Source organism: Streptomyces sp. NPDC031479 (assembly GCF_055581065.1).
Window position 1 is genome coordinate 1 of sequence record NZ_JBVIKC010000022.1, and the last position, 16,697, is coordinate 16,697.

17 protein-coding genes are annotated in these 16,697 nt (G+C 73.3%); 7 read left to right on the top strand and 10 right to left on the bottom strand.

Annotated elements, in window-relative coordinates; translation table 11 throughout:
* Positions 1–122 precede the first annotated feature (122 nt).
* From ACZ5D2_RS23455 to ACZ5D2_RS23470, 4 genes are read right to left on the bottom strand one after another with little or no spacing between them, the layout of a single operon-like run.
* Entirely contained in the window at positions 123–1,538 is a 1,416-nt protein-coding gene (locus tag ACZ5D2_RS23455) for an O-antigen ligase family protein (RefSeq protein ID WP_468931677.1), read from the bottom strand.
* 3 nt (positions 1,539–1,541) lie between these two features.
* Positions 1,542–3,074: an exopolysaccharide biosynthesis polyprenyl glycosylphosphotransferase gene (locus ACZ5D2_RS23460; RefSeq protein ID WP_468931842.1), complete on the bottom strand. Its 1,533-nt coding sequence runs from the start codon at positions 3,072–3,074 to the stop codon at positions 1,542–1,544.
* Positions 3,075–3,076: 2 nt separating this feature from the next.
* A complete protein-coding gene (locus ACZ5D2_RS23465) occupies positions 3,077–4,279 on the bottom strand; it encodes a glycosyltransferase (RefSeq protein WP_371678138.1) in 1,203 nt (400 codons plus the stop codon).
* Between the two features lie 19 nt (positions 4,280–4,298).
* A complete protein-coding gene (locus ACZ5D2_RS23470; protein ID WP_468931680.1) occupies positions 4,299–5,414 on the bottom strand; it encodes a DUF3344 domain-containing protein in 1,116 nt (371 codons plus the stop codon).
* A gap of 489 nt (positions 5,415–5,903) precedes the next feature.
* Between ACZ5D2_RS23470 and ACZ5D2_RS23475 the strand changes: the two genes are divergently transcribed.
* The 4 genes from ACZ5D2_RS23475 to ACZ5D2_RS23490 all read left to right on the top strand — a co-directional run bounded on the left by ACZ5D2_RS23475 (position 5,904) and on the right by ACZ5D2_RS23490 (position 8,716).
* Positions 5,904–6,314 carry a rodlin gene (locus ACZ5D2_RS23475; RefSeq protein ID WP_371678136.1) on the top strand — a complete coding sequence of 137 codons (411 nt, stop codon included), beginning with the start codon at positions 5,904–5,906 and terminating at the stop codon, positions 6,312–6,314.
* Positions 6,315–6,553: 239 nt separating this feature from the next.
* Positions 6,554–6,787: a chaplin gene (locus tag ACZ5D2_RS23480; protein WP_030238840.1), complete on the top strand. Its 234-nt coding sequence runs from the start codon at positions 6,554–6,556 to the stop codon at positions 6,785–6,787.
* Between the two features lie 120 nt (positions 6,788–6,907).
* A complete protein-coding gene (locus tag ACZ5D2_RS23485) occupies positions 6,908–8,176 on the top strand; it encodes a chaplin (RefSeq protein ID WP_468931685.1) in 1,269 nt (422 codons plus the stop codon).
* Between the two features lie 195 nt (positions 8,177–8,371).
* On the top strand, positions 8,372–8,716 hold the full coding sequence (locus ACZ5D2_RS23490; RefSeq protein ID WP_371678134.1) for a hypothetical protein: 345 nt from the start codon (positions 8,372–8,374) through the stop codon (positions 8,714–8,716).
* A gap of 79 nt (positions 8,717–8,795) precedes the next feature.
* Here the strand turns inward: ACZ5D2_RS23490 and ACZ5D2_RS23495 are convergent, their stop codons facing one another.
* Positions 8,796–9,038 carry a chaplin gene (locus tag ACZ5D2_RS23495; protein ID WP_371678133.1) on the bottom strand — a complete coding sequence of 81 codons (243 nt, stop codon included), beginning with the start codon at positions 9,036–9,038 and terminating at the stop codon, positions 8,796–8,798.
* 156 nt (positions 9,039–9,194) lie between these two features.
* Positions 9,195–9,665 carry a hypothetical protein gene (locus ACZ5D2_RS23500; protein WP_468931688.1) on the bottom strand — a complete coding sequence of 157 codons (471 nt, stop codon included), beginning with the start codon at positions 9,663–9,665 and terminating at the stop codon, positions 9,195–9,197.
* A 280-nt stretch (positions 9,666–9,945) separates the two neighbouring features.
* Between ACZ5D2_RS23500 and ACZ5D2_RS23505 the strand changes: the two genes are divergently transcribed.
* Positions 9,946–10,356 (top strand): rodlin, encoded by a 411-nt coding sequence (locus ACZ5D2_RS23505; RefSeq protein WP_371678131.1) that lies wholly within the window; start codon positions 9,946–9,948, stop codon positions 10,354–10,356.
* Positions 10,357–10,463: 107 nt separating this feature from the next.
* Here the strand turns inward: ACZ5D2_RS23505 and ACZ5D2_RS23510 are convergent, their stop codons facing one another.
* Complete coding sequence (locus tag ACZ5D2_RS23510; RefSeq protein ID WP_468931693.1) at positions 10,464–11,105, bottom strand: vitamin K epoxide reductase family protein; 642 nt, start codon at positions 11,103–11,105, stop codon at positions 10,464–10,466.
* Between the two features lie 192 nt (positions 11,106–11,297).
* On the opposite strand from ACZ5D2_RS23510, the gene ACZ5D2_RS23515 reads away from it, so the two are divergent.
* Entirely contained in the window at positions 11,298–12,071 is a 774-nt protein-coding gene (locus ACZ5D2_RS23515; RefSeq protein WP_468931696.1) for a DUF6227 family protein, read from the top strand.
* Between the two features lie 66 nt (positions 12,072–12,137).
* Here ACZ5D2_RS23515 and pfkB read toward each other — a convergent pair whose 3' ends face one another.
* The 3 genes from pfkB to ACZ5D2_RS23530 form a co-directional block, all read right to left on the bottom strand.
* Positions 12,138–13,079 carry a 1-phosphofructokinase gene (gene pfkB, locus ACZ5D2_RS23520; RefSeq protein WP_468931698.1) on the bottom strand — a complete coding sequence of 314 codons (942 nt, stop codon included), beginning with the start codon at positions 13,077–13,079 and terminating at the stop codon, positions 12,138–12,140.
* The gene (locus tag ACZ5D2_RS23525; RefSeq protein WP_371678127.1) at positions 13,076–13,843 is read right to left on the bottom strand and encodes a DeoR/GlpR family DNA-binding transcription regulator; all 768 of its coding nucleotides are present in this window, start codon (positions 13,841–13,843) and stop codon (positions 13,076–13,078) included. The genes pfkB and ACZ5D2_RS23525 overlap by 4 nt, the downstream gene beginning before the upstream one ends.
* Positions 13,844–13,974: 131 nt before the next feature.
* Positions 13,975–15,570 (bottom strand): MFS transporter, encoded by a 1,596-nt coding sequence (locus tag ACZ5D2_RS23530; RefSeq protein WP_468931703.1) that lies wholly within the window; start codon positions 15,568–15,570, stop codon positions 13,975–13,977.
* A gap of 62 nt (positions 15,571–15,632) precedes the next feature.
* Between ACZ5D2_RS23530 and ACZ5D2_RS23535 the strand changes: the two genes are divergently transcribed.
* A complete protein-coding gene (locus ACZ5D2_RS23535) occupies positions 15,633–16,640 on the top strand; it encodes a helix-turn-helix transcriptional regulator (RefSeq protein WP_468931706.1) in 1,008 nt (335 codons plus the stop codon).
* Positions 16,641–16,697 lie beyond the last annotated feature (57 nt).

The following is a 16,697-nucleotide window of genomic DNA, read 5'->3' on the forward strand; positions in this document are numbered from 1 at the left end:
ACGGGGGGGCTTGGTGGGGCGGCGGATGGGGTAGTATCCTCCCCCCCCCCCTCCCCCCCCCCCCCCCCCCCCCCCCCCCCCCCCCCCCCCCCCCCCCCCCCGCCGCCAGGGAGTCGTGTCGGTCACCGGGCCGCCGGCCCCTCAAGGGCCCTGCCGCCCGGAGAGCCCGGAGAGCCCGGGACGCCCGAACCACCCGGACCACCCGGACCACCCGCGCCCCCGGGCGACGGCAGCGCCCACCAGGCCGCCAGGCCGATGATCACCCCGGTGAGCACGGTGGACGGCCCTCCGATGTCCGCGTACAGGAAGTCGGTCAGCTGCCACACGAAGAGGCCGAGCGCGATCAGCCCGCAGTCGCGGATCCCCCGCGCCGGGCGGTCGGCGGCGTACCGGCGCAGGCCCGCGACGAGGAGCGCCGCCCAGCCGCCCGCCAGGGCGAGCAGTCCGGTCAGGCCCTGCTCGCCGAGGACGAGGAGGTACATGTTGTGCGGGGACAGCAGCGGCTGCTTGATGAACGCCTGGCCCGCGCCGCCGGTGTCGCTGCCGGAGGACAGGCCGAGCGAGGAGTGGCCGTCGCGGTGGGCGGGGAAGCCCTTGAGCCCCACCCCCACCGCCGGCCGCTCCCGCCACATCGACTCGGCGGCGGCCCACATCGTGTACCGGTCGGTGACCGACTGGTCGGGCGCGCTCGACACCTGGGTGATGGAGGTCAGCCGCTCCGCGACCATCTCGGAGCCGACGCCGAGCCCGCCGACCAGCACCACGCCCAGCGCGGTCAGCGCGACCAGCACCTTCAGCGCCCGCCGGATGCCGGCCAGGCCCATCACCAGCAGCGCGGCCCCCGCGGTGGCGATCCAGGCGCCCCGGCTGAAGGACAGCACCAGCGGCACGACCAGGACCAGCGCGCAGCCCCCGGCGATCCGGCGGACCCTGGCGGGGAGGCCGGGCGCGAGGGCGGCGGCGGTGGCCACGACCAGCCCGTACGCGACGACGGTGGCCATGCCCATGACGTCGCCGGGGCCGAAGGTGCCCACGGCCCTGATGTCCTCGCCCTGGTAGGAGGCGCCGGTGTGGGTCGCGAACTGCGCGACGCCGACGGCGCCCTGTACGAGGGCCAGCACCACGAAGCACCCGGCGGCGAGCCTGAATTCGCGGGCGTCGCGCACCAGCAGCACCACGGCCGCCGGGACGAGCACGAAGACCTGGAGGTAGCGCACGAACCCGGGCAGGGCGGCGTACGGGTCCCCGGCGGTCATGGTGGAGACGGCGAGCCCGACGCCCGGGGCCCCGAGGACGAGCACGCCCAGCGGGGTCAGTGTCCGTACCCGGCCGCGCAGCGCCTGTACGGCGCAGACGAGGGCGAGCAGCAGTGAGGCGGCGTCGGCGGGGCCGACCTTCCCGGAGGCGGTCGCGTCCCCGGCGGGGAGCGGGGCGAGGAGGAACAGGACGGTCGCGGCCAGCGGCAGCAGCGGCCAGTGGCGGCGCAGCGGGCCGGCCGGATCGGTGATCCGGGCGGGCCCGGCGGCGGCGAGGCTCATCGGTCAGCTCCCTCCCAGCCGGAAGCGGAAGAAGGAGGCCGCGGTGCGCGCCAGGATCCACAGGTCCTGCCACAGCGACCAGGTGTCGATGTAGTGGTTGTCGAAGCGGGCCCGGTCCTCGATGGAGGTGTCCCCGCGCAGTCCGTTGATCTGGGCGAGTCCGGTGATGCCGACGGGCATCCGGTGGCGGGCCTCGTAGCCGGGGTGGACGCTGCTGAACTTGGCGACGAAGAAGGGCCGTTCGGGGCGGGGGCCGACCAGGCTCATGTCACCCCGTACGACGTTCCACAGTTGCGGCAGTTCGTCCAGGGAGGACTTGCGCAGGAAGGAGCCGACGGGGCTCATCCGGCGGTCGCCGGCGACGGTCCATCGGGTGGCGGATTCGTGCTCGTCGGCGCGCAGGGTGCGGAACTTCAGCAGGGTGAAGGGGCGTCCGTAGAGGCCGACCCGTTCCTGACGGAAGATCACTCCGGGTCCGTCGGAGATCCGTACGGCCAGTGCGCAGGCGCCCATGACGGGAGCGGCGGCGAGGAGGGCGAGGGCGGCGAGGAGGGAGTCGATGGCCCGCTTCGCGGTGCGCTCGGCGGTCCGGGCCGGGCGCGGCAGCAGCGGCTGTACGGCGTACCCCCACAGCTGGTCGGCGGGCTGCGCGACGCGCATGCCGGTGACCTTGGCGGTCCCGGCGGGGTCGGCGAGCCAGAGCCGGCATCCGTGGTCGTGGAAGAGCCGGACCAGGGAGGCGGTGCGTTCGTCGGCCTCGGGGGGCCGCGTGAACACGGCGTGCCGGACGGAGTTCTGGATGACGGCGCGCCGGACGTCCTCGTGGGTGGTGAGTACGGGGAGCTGGCCGCGTTCCCCGTCGGCGGGGGCGGCGGCGTCGGCGATGCCCACGGGCCGCAGTCCGTACTCGGGGCGTCCGTGCAGTGCGGCGGCGACGGCGCCCGCCCCGTCCCCGGGGCCGACGACGAGGGTGGAGACGGGGTGACGCAGGGCCGAGCGGCGGCGGAGCGCGTGGACGGTGCCGCGGCCGGCGCAGACCAGGAGGGTCTGGAGGGCGACGGCGCCCAGGAGGGTGCTCCAGCCGAGGGACTGCCGCGGCCCGGTGGTGGCGAGGACGGCTGCGGCCCCGCACCACAGCACGGCGGCCCGCCCGGCCAGCGCGGGCAGTTCGAGCAGGGCGGAGGGGGTGAGCCGGGGCCGGTAGAGGCCGCCCTGCGCGTGCAGGGCGGCGAGCAGGACGAGGAGCAGGACGATGCAGGGGCCGGTGGCCGACGGCGGCAGGACGTCCGCGGGCAGGGTGGCCGCCGTGACGGCGGCGGCCAGGGCGTCGGCGGTCACCAGCGCGGCGACGCCGTCGCGGCGGCTGATCCGCTGGGGCCGGACCGCGGGCCGGGCCCGGTCGGCCCGGGGTCCGCGCGGGGGGTGGATCGCGGGCACGGCACGGCGGGCTTCCGCGGGTGGCGCGGGCGCGAAGGCGCCGCCGCCGGCGGGCGCCGTGCCGCCCTGCCCCGTGTGCCGGGCGGGTGCGCTGTCCATCGTCATCGGCTGACGCTCTCCTGGTTCAAGGGCCGGGGCCTGCCCAGCAGTTCGTGGTACAGGCCGGTGACCGCGTCCGTGGTCCGCCGCACGTCGAACTCCGTCCGGGCGTGCTGCTGGGCCTGCTCCCCGAGTTCGGTGAGCAGCCGCGGTTCGGTGAGCAGCCGTCCCAGGGCCTTGGCCAGCGCCGTCGGGTCCTCCGGCGGTACCAGGCAGAGCCGTCCCTGGCCGGGCGGCAGGCTCTCCCGGGCACCGCTGACGTCGGAGACCAGGACCGGGCGGCCGCAGGCCATGGCTTCGAGCGGGGCGAGCGCCATGCCTTCCCACCGCGACGGCAGTACAACGAGATCGGCGGCCCGAAGCCACGGGCGGATGTCGGCGGCGGCCCCCGCGAAGTGCACGCCGGGCGGGGCGGCGCGGCGCAGCCGCTCGGCGTCGGGCCCGTCGCCGACGAGGGCGAGGCGGGCTTCGGGAACGTTGCCCAGCAGTTCGGGCCAGGCGCGCAGCAGGACGTCCTGGCCCTTCTGGGGGCAGAGCCGGCCGACGCAGACGGTGAGGGGCCCGTTGCCGGTGAGGGCGGCGGGCAGCGGGAGGGCGGTCCGTGCCTCGGCGCGGTCGCGGTCCGGGTCGCGGTGGGCGGGGCGGAAACGGTCGAGGTCGACGCCGTTGCGGATCACGGACCAGCGGGCGGTGATGCCTTCGGCTTCCCCGGCCCGGCGTTCGGACTCGCTGACGCAGAGCACCCGGTCGGCCCAGCGGGCTCCGGCCCGTTCCCAGCGCAGCGCGAGGGCGGCGGTGGCGCCGCCGACGGCGTCGAAGGACCAGGCGTGCGGCTGGAACACGGTGGGGACGCGGCCCCGTACGGCGATCCGTCCGGCCAGTCCCGCCTTGGCGCTGTGGAGGTGCAGCAGGTCGGGGCGGACGTGGCGGATCAGCCGGGCGGCGCCGAGCACTTCGGCGGGCAGGCCGGGGCCCGGGGAGCGGCCGGCGTGCCAGGTGAGCACCTCGGCGCCGGCGGCGCGGGCGTCGTCGGTGAGCCGCCCGCCGCGCGGGCAGCCGACGAGGACCCGCAGTCCGGCGGCGGCCTGGGCCCGTACGAGGTCGGTGACGACCCGGGCGACTCCGCCGTCGACGGGCTGCACGAGGTGCAGGACGGTCAGGGGCTCCGGGGCAGGTGTGGGGGCTGGTGAGGACTGTTTCCGCACGGGGAGTGGTCTCCTGCGTTCAGCGGCGCGCGTCTGTCTGAACGAAGAGCACACCGAGGAATTGACCCTGGCTTTCGCCCGTGAACCTGAAGTTCAGGGTATGGGCGCCCCCGGACAGGGCGGGGCTCAGATCGAACACGTCCGCGTCATATCCGAGGTTATTCATATGTTCGGGCTGTCGCACGAACGAGGGACGTCCGAATTCTGTGACAGTAGAATTCATCACATCATTGAAAGGGTTTTCGGCATCGCTGATGCTGATCCGGCGGCCACTGTCGGCGGTCACCGTGAGCGAGTCCCCGAGGGTCCCGCGGTCCCCGTCGTACGCCACCACTCCGGCGCGTCCCGCCGACCCGGCCGGCGCGTTCAGCCCCGCGATCTCCACCGTCTCCCCGGCGGCCTCCCCGGCCCCGGCGGCCAGCGATTCGAAGCCGTCCCACAGGGAGATCCGGCGCAGCGGCTCCTGGGGGTGCTCGTACGCCACGACCAGGGTCCAGCCGCCCCAGGCACCCGCCTCCGAGTGCCCCATGGCGATGTTGAGCTGGGCGACCGTCCACATCCCCGCGCCCCCCTTGCGCACCATCGGGGTCACGTCGGCCGAGGCCTGGTAGGCGTCGCTGCCCGCGTCGGTGTGGTGACCGACCACGGTGTCGGCGAGCACCGCCTTGTAGGCGCCGCCCGGTTCGGCGACCAGCACCCGGCCGTTGTCCTCGGGCGGCTTCTGCTCGCCCACGCGCAGGTTCCCGCCCCAGTACAGCCGGGCGTAGGAGACCTTCGCGCCCTGCGGCACCTTGAGTTCGGCCCGGGTGGAGTTGTAGGTGTCGGGGTCCTTGTCGACCTCGTCGTAGAACATCTCGAAGTCGCCGTTGACCCCGGCCGCCCCCTTCTGCACCTCCGGGCACGGCTCGGCCTGGGGGGACTCGGCCGAGCGGCAGCTGATCGAGGAGTTGGAGGCCCGTACCAGGCCTCCGCGCTGGACCGCCTGGTAACGCTGCGTGAAGGGGATCCTGGGTGATTCACGGGCGGCGGCGGAAGGGGACGGTGGTGCGGCGGCTTCCGCCACGGGGACGAGTGCGGAAAGCGTGAGGCAGGACAGCAGGCCGACTGTGCCGAGGATTCTGCGGGAGGAACCCATGACGCCTGTCTCCATTTTCGATCAAGGGGACAAAACAGGAGTGCACTTTGTCAGAAATCAGGCTGGAAATCACGCCGGACTCGCTCGTACGGCCTTTTGGGCGATGAATCGCACCCTCGTGTCGAGCGGGTCGTTATGGGTGCACCACCGTTCGAACCCGAAAGGAAAAACGGGGAAGAGGACGAGGCCGGCGCGCGGCACCACCACGGCCGTCGCGAGCGCCGCGACGGCCGCCGGGCGGCGCGGGATCCGCCTCCGCGCACGACGGGGGCGGGGTGACGGCGGACGGCGTCGCCGCCGGCCCCCCGGCGTCCGAGCGGCAACCCGCCCCGCCCGCCCCCTCGTCCGGCAGCCCCCGCGTGAACGCCTGAGCGTCAACCGCGCCGCCCGAAACGGCGGCATCCGAGTGAAGTCACGCAACCCGGTCCGGGGGCGGGCCGTTGATCCGGGTGCTCCTGTACCGGGCAATCCTGCAAAAAAGGGACAATAATGATCAAGAAGTTTGTGGCCGGCGCAGCGGTTGCCGCCTCCGTCGTGGGTCTCGGTGCCGCCATGGCCCCGCAGGCGATGGCCATCGGGAACGACAACGGCGTCAACACCGTGAACGGCAACAACTCCGCGCAGATCTACGGCAACCAGGCCACCTACGGCAACATGAGCCCGCAGATGGCGCTGATCCAGGGCTCCTTCAACAAGCCCTGCATCGCCCTGCCGGCCAAGGCCAACGTCCAGTCGGTGCTGGCCCTCATCAACGTCGGCGTCCAGGACATCCCGGTCCTGTCCAGCCCGCAGAACCAGCAGTGCACCGAGAACTCCACCCAGGCCAAGGGCGACGAGGCCCTCTCGCACATCCTGGACAACATCCCGGTCCTCTCCGGCAACGCCTCCGCCGGCAGCTGACCGCACCCAGCGCCCCGCGCCAGCGAGGCCGCCGCACCCTCGGGGCGCGGCGGCCTCGCCGCATGCCGGGCCCGCGCCAATTCCACCACCGCAAATAGGGGCGGGAATTGTACGGACGAGCGGCCGGACCATCGGAGTGAATTCGTCCACACCCTCCGGAAAATCCCGGTTTCCTTTTCCCCGGCCGCTCGTTGTTATGTGTGCAGCGGATACACCTCTGCGGGAAGGATTGAAATCAAATGACCTACAAGAAGGCAGTCGTCCTGGCCGCCGGCATCCTGATGGCAGCCGGTGCCGCCGCCCCCGCCATGGCTGACGCGGGCGCCGCGGGCCAGGCCGTCGGCTCCCCCGGTGTGCTGTCGGGCAACCTCGTCCAGGTCCCGGTGCACGTCCCGGTGAACGTGTGCGGCAACACCGTCAACGTGATCGCGCTGCTGAACCCCGCGTTCGGCAACACCTGCGTCAACGCCTGACGCAGCGCCTGTGCCCACCAGGGCAGACCTCCTCGGGTGGCCTCGGAGTGCACGGCGGTGCACTCCGAGGCCGTCTTCGATTGAGCACCGGCCACCGCGCCGGTAGACAGGGAAGGACCCATGCGACAGGTACTGAGCCGACAGGTACTCGGCAAGGGGGTGCTCACGGCGGCGGCCGCCTCCAGCCTGCTGTCGATCGCGGCCGGCGCGGCCTACGCGTATCCCGGGGCGATGTCCGAGGCCTCTCATTCGCCGGGTGTGCTGGCCGGCAACAGCGTCTCGGTACCGATCACGTTCGCGCCCAACGTGTGCGGCAACAGCGTGGACGGGGGCGCCGCGCTCAACCCCGCCATGGGGAACACCTGCGTCAGCACGACCGGCTCCGACGCCGGCCACGACTACGAGCGCTACCTGAGCCCCGAGAACTCCGCGGCCCTGGAGCGCTACCTCGACGAGCGCGACGAGCGCGAGCAGCACCCGGGCGGCCGGCACGCCCTGCCCGACCGGCGCCAGGACGGGGAACGCGGCTACGGGAACGCCGGCCGCGAGGAGCCCCGCGCGCACGCCCCCCGGCACGCGGCACCCCGCCCGCAGCAGGACCGGCACGAGGACCGGGGCGGCTACGGCGGCCACGGTGACGAGGACCGGGGCCCGCAGGGCGAGGAGGAGTGCGACGACCACCCCGGCCGGCCCGCGCCCCACGCCGAGCACCCCGCACCCCACCCGGCCCCGCCGGCCCCCGCCCCGCACCACCCGCAGCCCAAGCCCCTGCCGAAGCCCCAGCCGCACCCGCACCCCGCGCCCCGCCCGGCGCCGGTCGCGGAACATCCGGCACCGGCACCGGCCCCGCACATCCCGGAAGCGCAGGCACCCGCCCCGCAGCCGGAGGAGCAGCCGCACACCCTCCCGGCGCCCGCCCCCGCCCCCGCCCCGGTCCAGGAGGCTCCCCGGCCTCCGCAGCCGGAGCAGCAGCCCGAGGAGCAGCCGCACACCCTCCCCGCGCCCGTCCCGGCGCCGGCCCAAGCGCCTCCCGCCGCGCAGGAGGAGGCGCCGGCTCCCCGGCCGCCGCACGGCAGCCAGCCCGTGGAGCGCCCCGCGCCCGCCCCCGTACCGGTTCGGGAGGCCGTGCCCGCGGCCGACCAGCCTCCGGCGGCTCCCGCCGGCGACTTCCCGGTGCACCTGCCCCCGGTGCCGGCTCCCGTCCCCGCGCCGGCGCCCCCCGTGACGACCGCCCCCGCGCCGGTCCCGGTGACGGCTCCGGCTCCCGCCCTCGCGACGGCACCGGAGCTGGCCGCGACCGGGGCCGGCCAGGCCGGAGCCGCGGCGGCCCTCGCCACGGCGCTGGTCCTCGGCGGCGCGATCCTGTACCGGCGGTCCCGGGTCGCCTGACCGGGAATACCGGTAATCAGAAGAATCGGAAGAATCGGAAGAAATATCGGCCGGAGAATCCCTTGACGGATTCTCCGGCCGCTGCCGTGTGCCCGGTCCGCGTTTCCGTGGCGGCGGGTAATCGTTACCCAGGACGAAAGCGGCGCGACGGGCGCCGCCTATGCCTCCGCCCACGAAAAGAAGAGGATTTCGATAATGAAGCTCTCCCAGGTCGCCGCTGTCGTCGTCGGCTCCGTCGCCGCCCTCGGCGCCGCGACCCCCGCCTTCGCCGCCGACGCCCCGGCCTCCATGCCCCCCATGAGCGCGACGGGCGGGCTGACCGAGGTGCTGAACGCCGCGGGTCCCGTCAGCGAGTCGCTCCCCCAGACGGTGGGCAACGGTCTGGCCGAGCAGGGTGAGACGGTCGACAAGGCCGTCGGCACCGTGCAGAAGGTCAACACCATCCGCAACAACGCCCCCGGCGAGGTCCTCGGTCTGGCGAACGGCGCCACCCAGGCCTCCCCGCTGCTCGGCGGGGTGAAGCTCAACGGCGGTCAGTGAACCGGCCCCGGACATGACCGTGGGCGCCACCGGCGAGGCCGGTGGCGCCCACGGTCGTGTGGTGCCGACTGGGACGTACTCAGTCGTTGACGCAGACGTTGCCGAACGCGGGGTTCAGCAGGCCGATGATGTTCACGGAGTTGCCGCAGACGTTGACCGGGATGTGGACCGGGACCTGGGCCAGGTTGCCCGAGAGAACACCGGGGGAACCCACGGCCGCGCCTTCGGCCGAGGAGTCGGCGGACGCGGCGCCCGCGGCACCGGCAACGGCGAGACCGGCGGAGGCCAGGGCCACGGCGGCCTTCTTGGCAGCAGAGTTCATGGGAAGTGCACCTTCTCTTCGATGTCCTGCCCCGATCCCGGGGCTCACACCGAGCGAAACGGTCCACCACCCGAAACGACACGGTTCCGGGCCCGATCTGACCTGTTCAGCCCAATAGTCGTAACCATCGGACCCGGAACCCGCCGCCTGCGCACGCTAGTTGCGGAGGGGAATGTCGGGCATCGCCGGGATCGACGGGATCGCGGGAACCAGGGTGTCCACCGGGGGGACGGCCGGAGTCGCCGGCAGGGCCGGAACCGTGACCGGGAGCTTGGGGAGCTCGATCGCCGGCAGCTTGAGATCCGGCAGACCCGGGATGTCCGGCAGGGCGGGCAGTTTCGGCAGCTGGATCGGCGGCAGGTTCACCCCGGCGGGCAGCAGGCCCGTAAGGGACTTGAGGAGGTCCTCCAGCGTCTTGGTGAGGCCGGCGAGGAGGTCGTCGATCGGGCCGGCCGCGACCCTCTCCTCGATCCTCTCCACCTGCCGCTGCACGGAGGCCACCCGTTCCGTGACGGCGGCACCGGAACCGTCCGCGGCGCCCGCGGGGGCGGCCGCGCCGGACAGTATGACGACCGCGAGGGCCGACGGGACGAGGACGCGGGCGCGGGACGGCTTGGTGCGGTGCATGGAGTTTCCTTCTGTGGTCGCACACAAGCGGAACAGATTGATCCGCTTCTTCACCCACCGTGCGAACACCTCGTACGGAGCGCAACAGGAACGCGGGCCCGCGGCAGGTCACAGGGGCTGCGTACGGGCTTCGCGCAGGCGTCCGGAACGGCTTCACCCGGGCCGGGGAAAAGCTCCGCGCGAACGGGCCGATTGAGTGAAGGGGCGGAACCAACCCACCGACGGGCCAGTTGACCAGGGCGCTCCACCCGTGGGCACTCGTGCGAAAGAAGGACCTGTGATGTTCAAGAAGATCATGACCGCCGCCGCGGTCTCCGCCGTCGCCGTCGGGGCGGGCGCCGCCATCGCGACCCCGGCCATGGCCATCGGGAACGACAACGGGGTCAACACCGTCAACGGCAACGGCGCCTCCCAGATCTACGGCAACCAGAAGACCGAGGGGAACCTGAGCCCGCAGCTCGGCCTGGTCCAGGGCACCCTGAACAAGCCCTGCATCGGCCTGCCCGCCAAGGTCAACGCCCAGTCGCTGATCGCCGCGCTCAACATCGGCGTCCAGGACATCAACGTCCTGTCCAACCCGCAGAACCAGCAGTGCACCGAGAACTCCACCCAGGCCAAGGGCGACGAGCCGCTCTCGCACATCCTGGACAACATCCCGGTCCTCTCCGGCAACCTCTCCGCCAACAGCTGATCTCTGCTCCCCCTTCCGCGTCAGGGCCACGGCGCCCGTGGAGCGAAGTGACGGGGCCCCGGCGGCGTCCGGCCGCCGGGGCCCCCGCACGTGCGCCGCCGCCCGGGTCAGCCGGTCCAGAAGTCCCACCACCGGGTGAGGATCAGCATGCCGATCACGCCCAGGTGCAGCGCGGGCGGCGCCCAGCCGAAGTCGGCGAAGAAGGTCCGCAGCGGGCCCGGGGCGGGCAGGATCCCGGCACGGACGTTGTACGCCGTGACCGCCCAGAACATCAGCAGCGTCGCCGTCCAGGCCAGGCAGCACCACAGGCACAGGGCGTTGATCCCGTAGAGCGACTGCAGCATCAGCCAGGCACAGAAGCCGGTGCCGAAGAGGGCGCCGGCGTTCAGTCCCAGCCAGAACCAGCCCCGGTAGCGGGCCCCGGCCAGCAGGCCCGCGGCCACGCAGACCACGACGGCGTAACCGGCCAGCCCGAGCATCGGGTTGGGGAAGCCGAACGCGGCGGCCTGCTCGCTCTTCATCACGCTGCCGCAGGAGACCACCGGGTTGAGGCTGCACGCGGGCTTGAAGTCCGGGTCCTCCAGCAGGAGGAACTTGTCGAGGGTGATCACCCAGGAGGCCAGCAGTCCGGCGGCCCCGGTGATCGCCAGCAGCCAGGCCAACGCCTTTGACGGCGGGGCCGGTTCGCTCTCGGGGCGGTTGCCGGAGCGGCGCTGCTGGCGCGGGACGCTCACTGTATTCGTTGCCATGCCGCCCATATTCCCCCCGATCGCCACATAACGGCGCCAACCCTGCCCAGACGTGCGCAAGTTGACCTGAAGGTGTGGCGGGAACCCCTGATACTTCCCGGACGTTTTACCGAACCCCGGACGTGATGTCAGAGCCAGGGGCTACGTTGTGCTTCCGCGAAGTGACAAGCTGCGACGGCCTGGAGACCCACCTTGAGCGATCCGTACGAGACAACCGAGGCGCACCTCGAGCGACTCCTGGGCCGCGCCCTCAACTCCTTCGACCTACCGGACGCGCTGGTCGAGCGCCTGGGGACGGCACTCGCCCACAGCTCTTCGCTGTACACCACGCACCACAGCCCGTCGGCGGGGCTGTGGCGGGAGACCCACCGGCACACCTACCTGCTGCCCGACGGCGCCGCCGTCTCCCTCTGGGAGCTGGCCTACCGGCTGAAGGGCGACCGCGGCACCCGGTGCGAGGTGTACGCGGGCAAGGACGGACTCCGGCTCGCCGTGGCCCGGATCTTCGGTGAGACCCCGTCGGACGCCGTGCTGTCACCGCTCGGGGACCGCGGGGGCGAGGACGGGGTCGACGGCGATCTGGCGCTCCTCGGCGCCCTGTTCGCCGCTTCGGCTCCGCGGGAGCGGCACCGCGAGTACACGGTGGAGCAGTCCGCCGACCACGCCCGCCGGGTGCTGCGCCGGGCGGAGAACGCCGACCGCCCCGGGGAGCGGGTGGCCGCGCTGCTGCGCTCGGCCTACGCGCACCAGATCACCCAGGCGTTCGGCGGCCGTCAGTGCCTGACCGACGGCCGGGACGCCGGTTTCAGCCTGTACGAGCACTCCTTCGTGCTGCTCGACGGGACGGAGCTCAGCCTGTGGGAGGTCGAGCACACGGCCACGCCGGACGGCCGCCACATGTGCGAGGTCTACGAGAGCGAGGCCGCCGCGCGCGGGGCGATGAAGCTGCGGACCCGGGTCCGCTAGCCCCGGATCGGACCCCCCGCTTCCGGCCCGACTTCCGCCTCCGGCCGGGCTCCGGTCAGGGGGAGGTCAGGCTTCGGTCAGGGGGAGGTCCAGGGGCGGGTCGGCGGTGACGCGGACCGCGTCCGGGCGCAGGTCCGCGGGCGTCGGCATGGCGCTGCCCGGGAGCTGTACGGCGGCCGCACCGTGGGCCAGGGCGCAGGCGAGGGCGGCGGGGCCGGCGCCTCCCGCGATCAGGAAGCCGGCCAGGGAGGCGTCGCCGGCGCCGACGTCGCTGCGGACCGCCGTGACGGGGGCGGTGCCGTGGAAGGCCCCGTCCCGGGAGACCAGGAGCTGGCCGCGCTCGCCGAGGGAGGCCAGGACGACGCCCGCGCCGAGGCCGATCAGTTCCTCGGCGGCCTTGACCGCGTCCCCCAGGGTGGCCAGGGGACGGCCCACCGCTTCGGCGAGCTCCGCCGCGTTGGGCTTGACGACGTCGGGGCGGGCCTTCAGGGAGGCCAGCAGGGCGGCCCCGGAGGTGTCGACGGCGATGCGGGCGCCCGCCTGGTGGGCGCGGGTGACGATCTCGGCGTACCACTGCGGCTCCAGGCCGCGCGGGAGGCTGCCGCAGCAGGCGATCCAGGCGGCGTCGGCCGAGCAGGTGCGCACGGTGTCGAGGAGGAGGGCGGATTCGGCCGCGGTGAGCTCCGGACCCTCGCAGTTGATCTTCGTGAGGGTGCCGTCGGGTTCGGCGACCGCGATGTTCGACCGGGTCCTTCCGGCGATGGCGACGGCGGTGACGTCCACGCCCTGGGCACCAAGGAGTTCGGCGAGCAGGGCTCCGGTGGCGCCGCCGAGCGGGAGGACGGCGGTGGCGTGCACGCCGGCCGCGGCGACGGCCCGCGCGACGTTGACCCCCTTGCCGCCGGGGTCGACCCGGTCCGCGGCGGCGCGGTGCACCTCGCCCCGGACCAGCGCGGGGACTTCGTAGGTCCGGTCGAGGGAGGGGTTGGGGGTGACGGTGAGGATCATACGAGCACGACTTCCGTACCGGTGGCCTCGATCGGGGCCTGGTGGACCGGGTCGAGCCCGGTATCGGTGATGAGGACGTCCACGTCCGCGAAGGAGCCGAAGCGGGAGAAGCGCTCCTGGCCGGCCTTGGCCGAGTCGGCGAGGAGCACCACCTGGCGGGCGGCGGCGATCGCGGCCCGCTTGACGGCGGCCTCGGCGGGGTCGGGGGTGGTCAGGCCGACCTCGGCGGTGAAGCCGTTGGTCGCGAGGAAGAGGACGTCGGCGCGGATCTCGGAGTAGGCGCGCAGGGCCCAGGCGTCGACGGCCGCGAGGGTGCGGTGACGGACGCGGCCCCCGACGAGGAGGAGGTCGACGCCGGCGTGGTCGGCGAGTCCGGCGGCGACGGGCAGGGCGTGGGTGACCACGGTGAGCGCGAGCGTCTCCATGCGGGCCATTGAGGCCGCCACGCGGGCGACGGTGCTGCCGGCGTCGAGGATGACACTGCCGCCGAGGGGGAGCCGGGCGAGGGCGGCGGCCGCGATGCGGTCCTTCTCGTCGGGGGCGGCGGTCTCGCGGGAGGTGAGGTCGGGCTCGAAGCCGAGCCGGCCGGCCGGGATGGCCCCGCCGTGGACACGGCGCAGCAGTCCGGCGCGATCGAGGGCGGTGAGGTCGCGGCGGACGGTCTCGGAGGTGACCTGGAACCGCTCGGCGAGGGAGAGCACGTCGACCCGTCCGGCTTCGCGTGCGAGGCGCAGGATCTCCTGTTGGCGCTCGGGTGCGTACATGTGGGTTTACATCCGTTCGATGCCCGGTTGTGTGACCTTGCCTCCGACGGTACCCACACACGGGGGATAAAACCAATCTAAACGGACATGCCCGCTCACAAGGGCGGGCATGTCCGTGCGCGGGCCGGGGCCTAGGCGGCCGGGGCCGGGGCCGGGGCCGGGGCCGGGGCCGGGGCGACCGCGTCCTCGCCGCCGCCCCCGCTCTCGTACTCGCGCTGCTGGTCGGCCATCGAGACCTGCTTGCGCGGCAGCAGGAACATCACCGCGAAGATCAGGACGAGGACCGCCACGACCCACCACAGGGCGCTGCGGAAGGCCTCGACGTAGGGCGGACCGTAGATCATGTCGTCGTCGAGCACACCGAAGAAGACGACGGAGGTCAGGCCGAGGCCCAGGGCGTTGCCCATCTGGCCGGTGGTGTTGATCAGGCCGGAGGCCGATCCGGCGTGCTCGCGCGGCACCTGGGAGAGCACGGTGTCGGTCAGCGGCGCCACGATCAGGCCCATGCCCAGGCCCATGACGATCAGCGGGGCCGCCATCTGCCAGGACGCGATGCCCATGCCGTAGTGGTCGGACTCCCAGATGTAGAGGAGCAGACCGGCGGCCATGAGCAGCGCCCCCGCCTGGAGCACCTTGCGGCCGAAGCGCGGGACGAGCTTCTGGACGGAGATGCCCGCGGCCACCGAGACGGCGATCGAGAAGGGGATGCCGGTGGTGCCCGCGCGCAGGGCGCTCCAGCCGAGGCCCATCTGCATGTAGAGCGTCCAGACGAGGAAGAAGATGCCGGTCGCGATGCCGAAGGTCAGCTGGACGGCGATACCGCCGGCGAAGCTCTTGACCTTGAAGAGGGACAGCTCGACGAGCGGGGAGCCGTCCTTGCGGATCTTGTACTTCTCGTAGAGGACGAAGGCGGCGAAGACGACGGGCGCCAGGCCCATGCAGACGAAGCCCCACAGCGGCCAGTCGTTCTCCCGGCCGTGGGTGAGCGGGAAGATCAGCATGACCAGCGCGAGGGTGGCGAGCACGACGCCGACCAGGTCGAGGCGCAGGGCCTTGGGGGCCTTGGACTCGGTGATGAACCTGCGGCCCATGAGGATGGCGGCGATGCCGACGGGCAGGTTGATCAGGAAGATCGGGCGCCATTCGAGGCCGAAGATGTTCCACTCGGTGAGCAGTGCGCCGAGCATCGGGCCCGAGACGGCACCGAGGCCGATGATCGCGCCGAACATGCCGAAGGCCTTGCCCCGCTCGTGCGGCGGGAAGGTGACGTGGATGATCGCCAGGACCTGCGGGACCATCATGGCCGCCATCGCTCCCTGGAGGATGCGGGAGGCGACGAGCATGGAGGGGTCGGCGGCGATGCCGCAGAGCAGCGAGGCGGCCGTGAAGCCGGCGACCCCGAGGAGGAAGAGGCGCTTGCGCCCGTAGATGTCGCCGAGACGGCCGCCCGTGATCAGGCCCGCCGCGAAGGCGAGGGCGTACCCGGCGGTGATCCACTGGATCGCGCTGGTGGAGGCGCCGAAGTCCTGGCGCATGCTCGGTATCGCGATGTTGACGATCGTGACGTCGACCAGGTCCATGAAGGCCGCGGTCATCACGATGGCGAGCGCCAGCCAGCGGCGCGGGTCGGCGGGTGAGCCTGTTGCTTCTGCCGGGGCGGTGTTCCGCTCTTCTCGTACGGGCCCGTTCGTTCTTTCGGGCGATGTCTTGGACGTCTCGGTGCTCATGGAGAGAAACCTAGACGGGATGTAGGTCAGATGGTGTCCGCATTCGCTGGCAATCTGGATCCATGAACGACACCCCTGCTCGGCTGCTCACCCTGCTGTCCCTGCTCCAGACCCCCCGCGAATGGCCGGGCAGTGAGCTGGCGGTCCGGCTGGAGGTGAGCGCGCGGACGATCCGGCGGGACATCGAGCGGCTGCGCGACCTCGGGTACCCGGTGGAGGCCTCGCGGGGCGCGGAGGGCGGGTACCGGCTGGTGGCGGGCGCCGCGATGCCGCCGCTGCTGCTCGACGACGAGGAGGCGGTGGCGATCGCGGTGGGACTGCGGGCGGGCGCCGGGCATGCGATCGAGGGGGTGGAGGAGGCCTCCGTACGGGCTCTGGCGAAGCTGGAGCAGGTCCTTCCGTCCCGGCTGCGGCACCGGGTGGGCGCCCTGCAGTCGGCGACGGTCGCGCTGACGCGGGGCGACGGCCCGAGCGTGGACCCGCGCACGCTGACGACGATGGCGGGGGCGGTGGCCGGCCCGGAGCGGCTGCGGTTCGCCTACCGGGCGCGGGACGGGGCCGATTCGCGGCGGCTGGTGGAGCCGTACCGGCTGGTGAGCACGGGCAGCCGCTGGTACCTGGTGGCCTACGACCTGGAGCGGGAGGACTGGCGGACCTTCCGCGTGGACCGGGTGAGCGAACCGTTCGCGACGGGGGCCCGGTTCGCCCCGCGGGAGCTGCCCATGGACGCGGCCGCGTTCGTGCGGCGCGGGCTGCGGGGCGGGGAGACGTACCCGGTCGAGGTGTCCTTCGCCGCGCCGCCGCAGGAACTGCCGGGGTGGCTGCGCGAGAGGGCCGTGGCGGAGGGGGAGGGCTCCCTCGTGCGCTTCGAGAGCGGGGACGCCCCGGAGTGGGTGGCGGCGCGGCTGGCGCTGACGGGGGTGCCGTTCACGGTGCGCGGGCCGGAGTCCCTGGCGCGCAGCGCGCGGACGCTGGCCGGCCGGCTGGCGGCGGGGGCGGGGGCAGGAGCGGGGGTGGAGGCAGAGGCGAGGGCGGGCGGCCCGGACGGGGACGGCGCGGGGCGGGAATGAGGGAGCCCCGGCACCTGGGGGGGGGTTAGGTGCCGGGGCTCGTCCGGGGGGCTCGAC

What these genes read in the sequence shown, in the direction of transcription:
- ACZ5D2_RS23455 (WP_468931677.1), bottom strand. Translation starts at nt 1,538, where the DNA reads ATGAGCCTCGCCGCCGCCGGGCCCGCCCGGATCACCGATCCGGCCGGC.
- ACZ5D2_RS23460 (WP_468931842.1), bottom strand. Translation starts at nt 3,074, where the DNA reads ATGGACAGCGCACCCGCCCGGCACACGGGGCAGGGCGGCACGGCGCCC.
- ACZ5D2_RS23470 (WP_468931680.1), bottom strand. Translation starts at nt 5,414, where the DNA reads ATGGGTTCCTCCCGCAGAATCCTCGGCACAGTCGGCCTGCTGTCCTGC.
- ACZ5D2_RS23475 (WP_371678136.1), top strand. Translation starts at nt 5,904, where the DNA reads ATGATCAAGAAGTTTGTGGCCGGCGCAGCGGTTGCCGCCTCCGTCGTG.
- ACZ5D2_RS23480 (WP_030238840.1), top strand. Translation starts at nt 6,554, where the DNA reads ATGACCTACAAGAAGGCAGTCGTCCTGGCCGCCGGCATCCTGATGGCA.
- ACZ5D2_RS23485 (WP_468931685.1), top strand. Translation starts at nt 6,908, where the DNA reads ATGCGACAGGTACTGAGCCGACAGGTACTCGGCAAGGGGGTGCTCACG.
- ACZ5D2_RS23490 (WP_371678134.1), top strand. Translation starts at nt 8,372, where the DNA reads ATGAAGCTCTCCCAGGTCGCCGCTGTCGTCGTCGGCTCCGTCGCCGCC.
- ACZ5D2_RS23495 (WP_371678133.1), bottom strand. Translation starts at nt 9,038, where the DNA reads ATGAACTCTGCTGCCAAGAAGGCCGCCGTGGCCCTGGCCTCCGCCGGT.
- ACZ5D2_RS23500 (WP_468931688.1), bottom strand. Translation starts at nt 9,665, where the DNA reads ATGCACCGCACCAAGCCGTCCCGCGCCCGCGTCCTCGTCCCGTCGGCC.
- ACZ5D2_RS23505 (WP_371678131.1), top strand. Translation starts at nt 9,946, where the DNA reads ATGTTCAAGAAGATCATGACCGCCGCCGCGGTCTCCGCCGTCGCCGTC.
- ACZ5D2_RS23510 (WP_468931693.1), bottom strand. Translation starts at nt 11,105, where the DNA reads ATGGCAACGAATACAGTGAGCGTCCCGCGCCAGCAGCGCCGCTCCGGC.
- pfkB (WP_468931698.1), bottom strand. Translation starts at nt 13,079, where the DNA reads ATGATCCTCACCGTCACCCCCAACCCCTCCCTCGACCGGACCTACGAA.
- ACZ5D2_RS23525 (WP_371678127.1), bottom strand. Translation starts at nt 13,843, where the DNA reads ATGTACGCACCCGAGCGCCAACAGGAGATCCTGCGCCTCGCACGCGAA.
- ACZ5D2_RS23530 (WP_468931703.1), bottom strand. Translation starts at nt 15,570, where the DNA reads ATGAGCACCGAGACGTCCAAGACATCGCCCGAAAGAACGAACGGGCCC.
- ACZ5D2_RS23535 (WP_468931706.1), top strand. Translation starts at nt 15,633, where the DNA reads ATGAACGACACCCCTGCTCGGCTGCTCACCCTGCTGTCCCTGCTCCAG.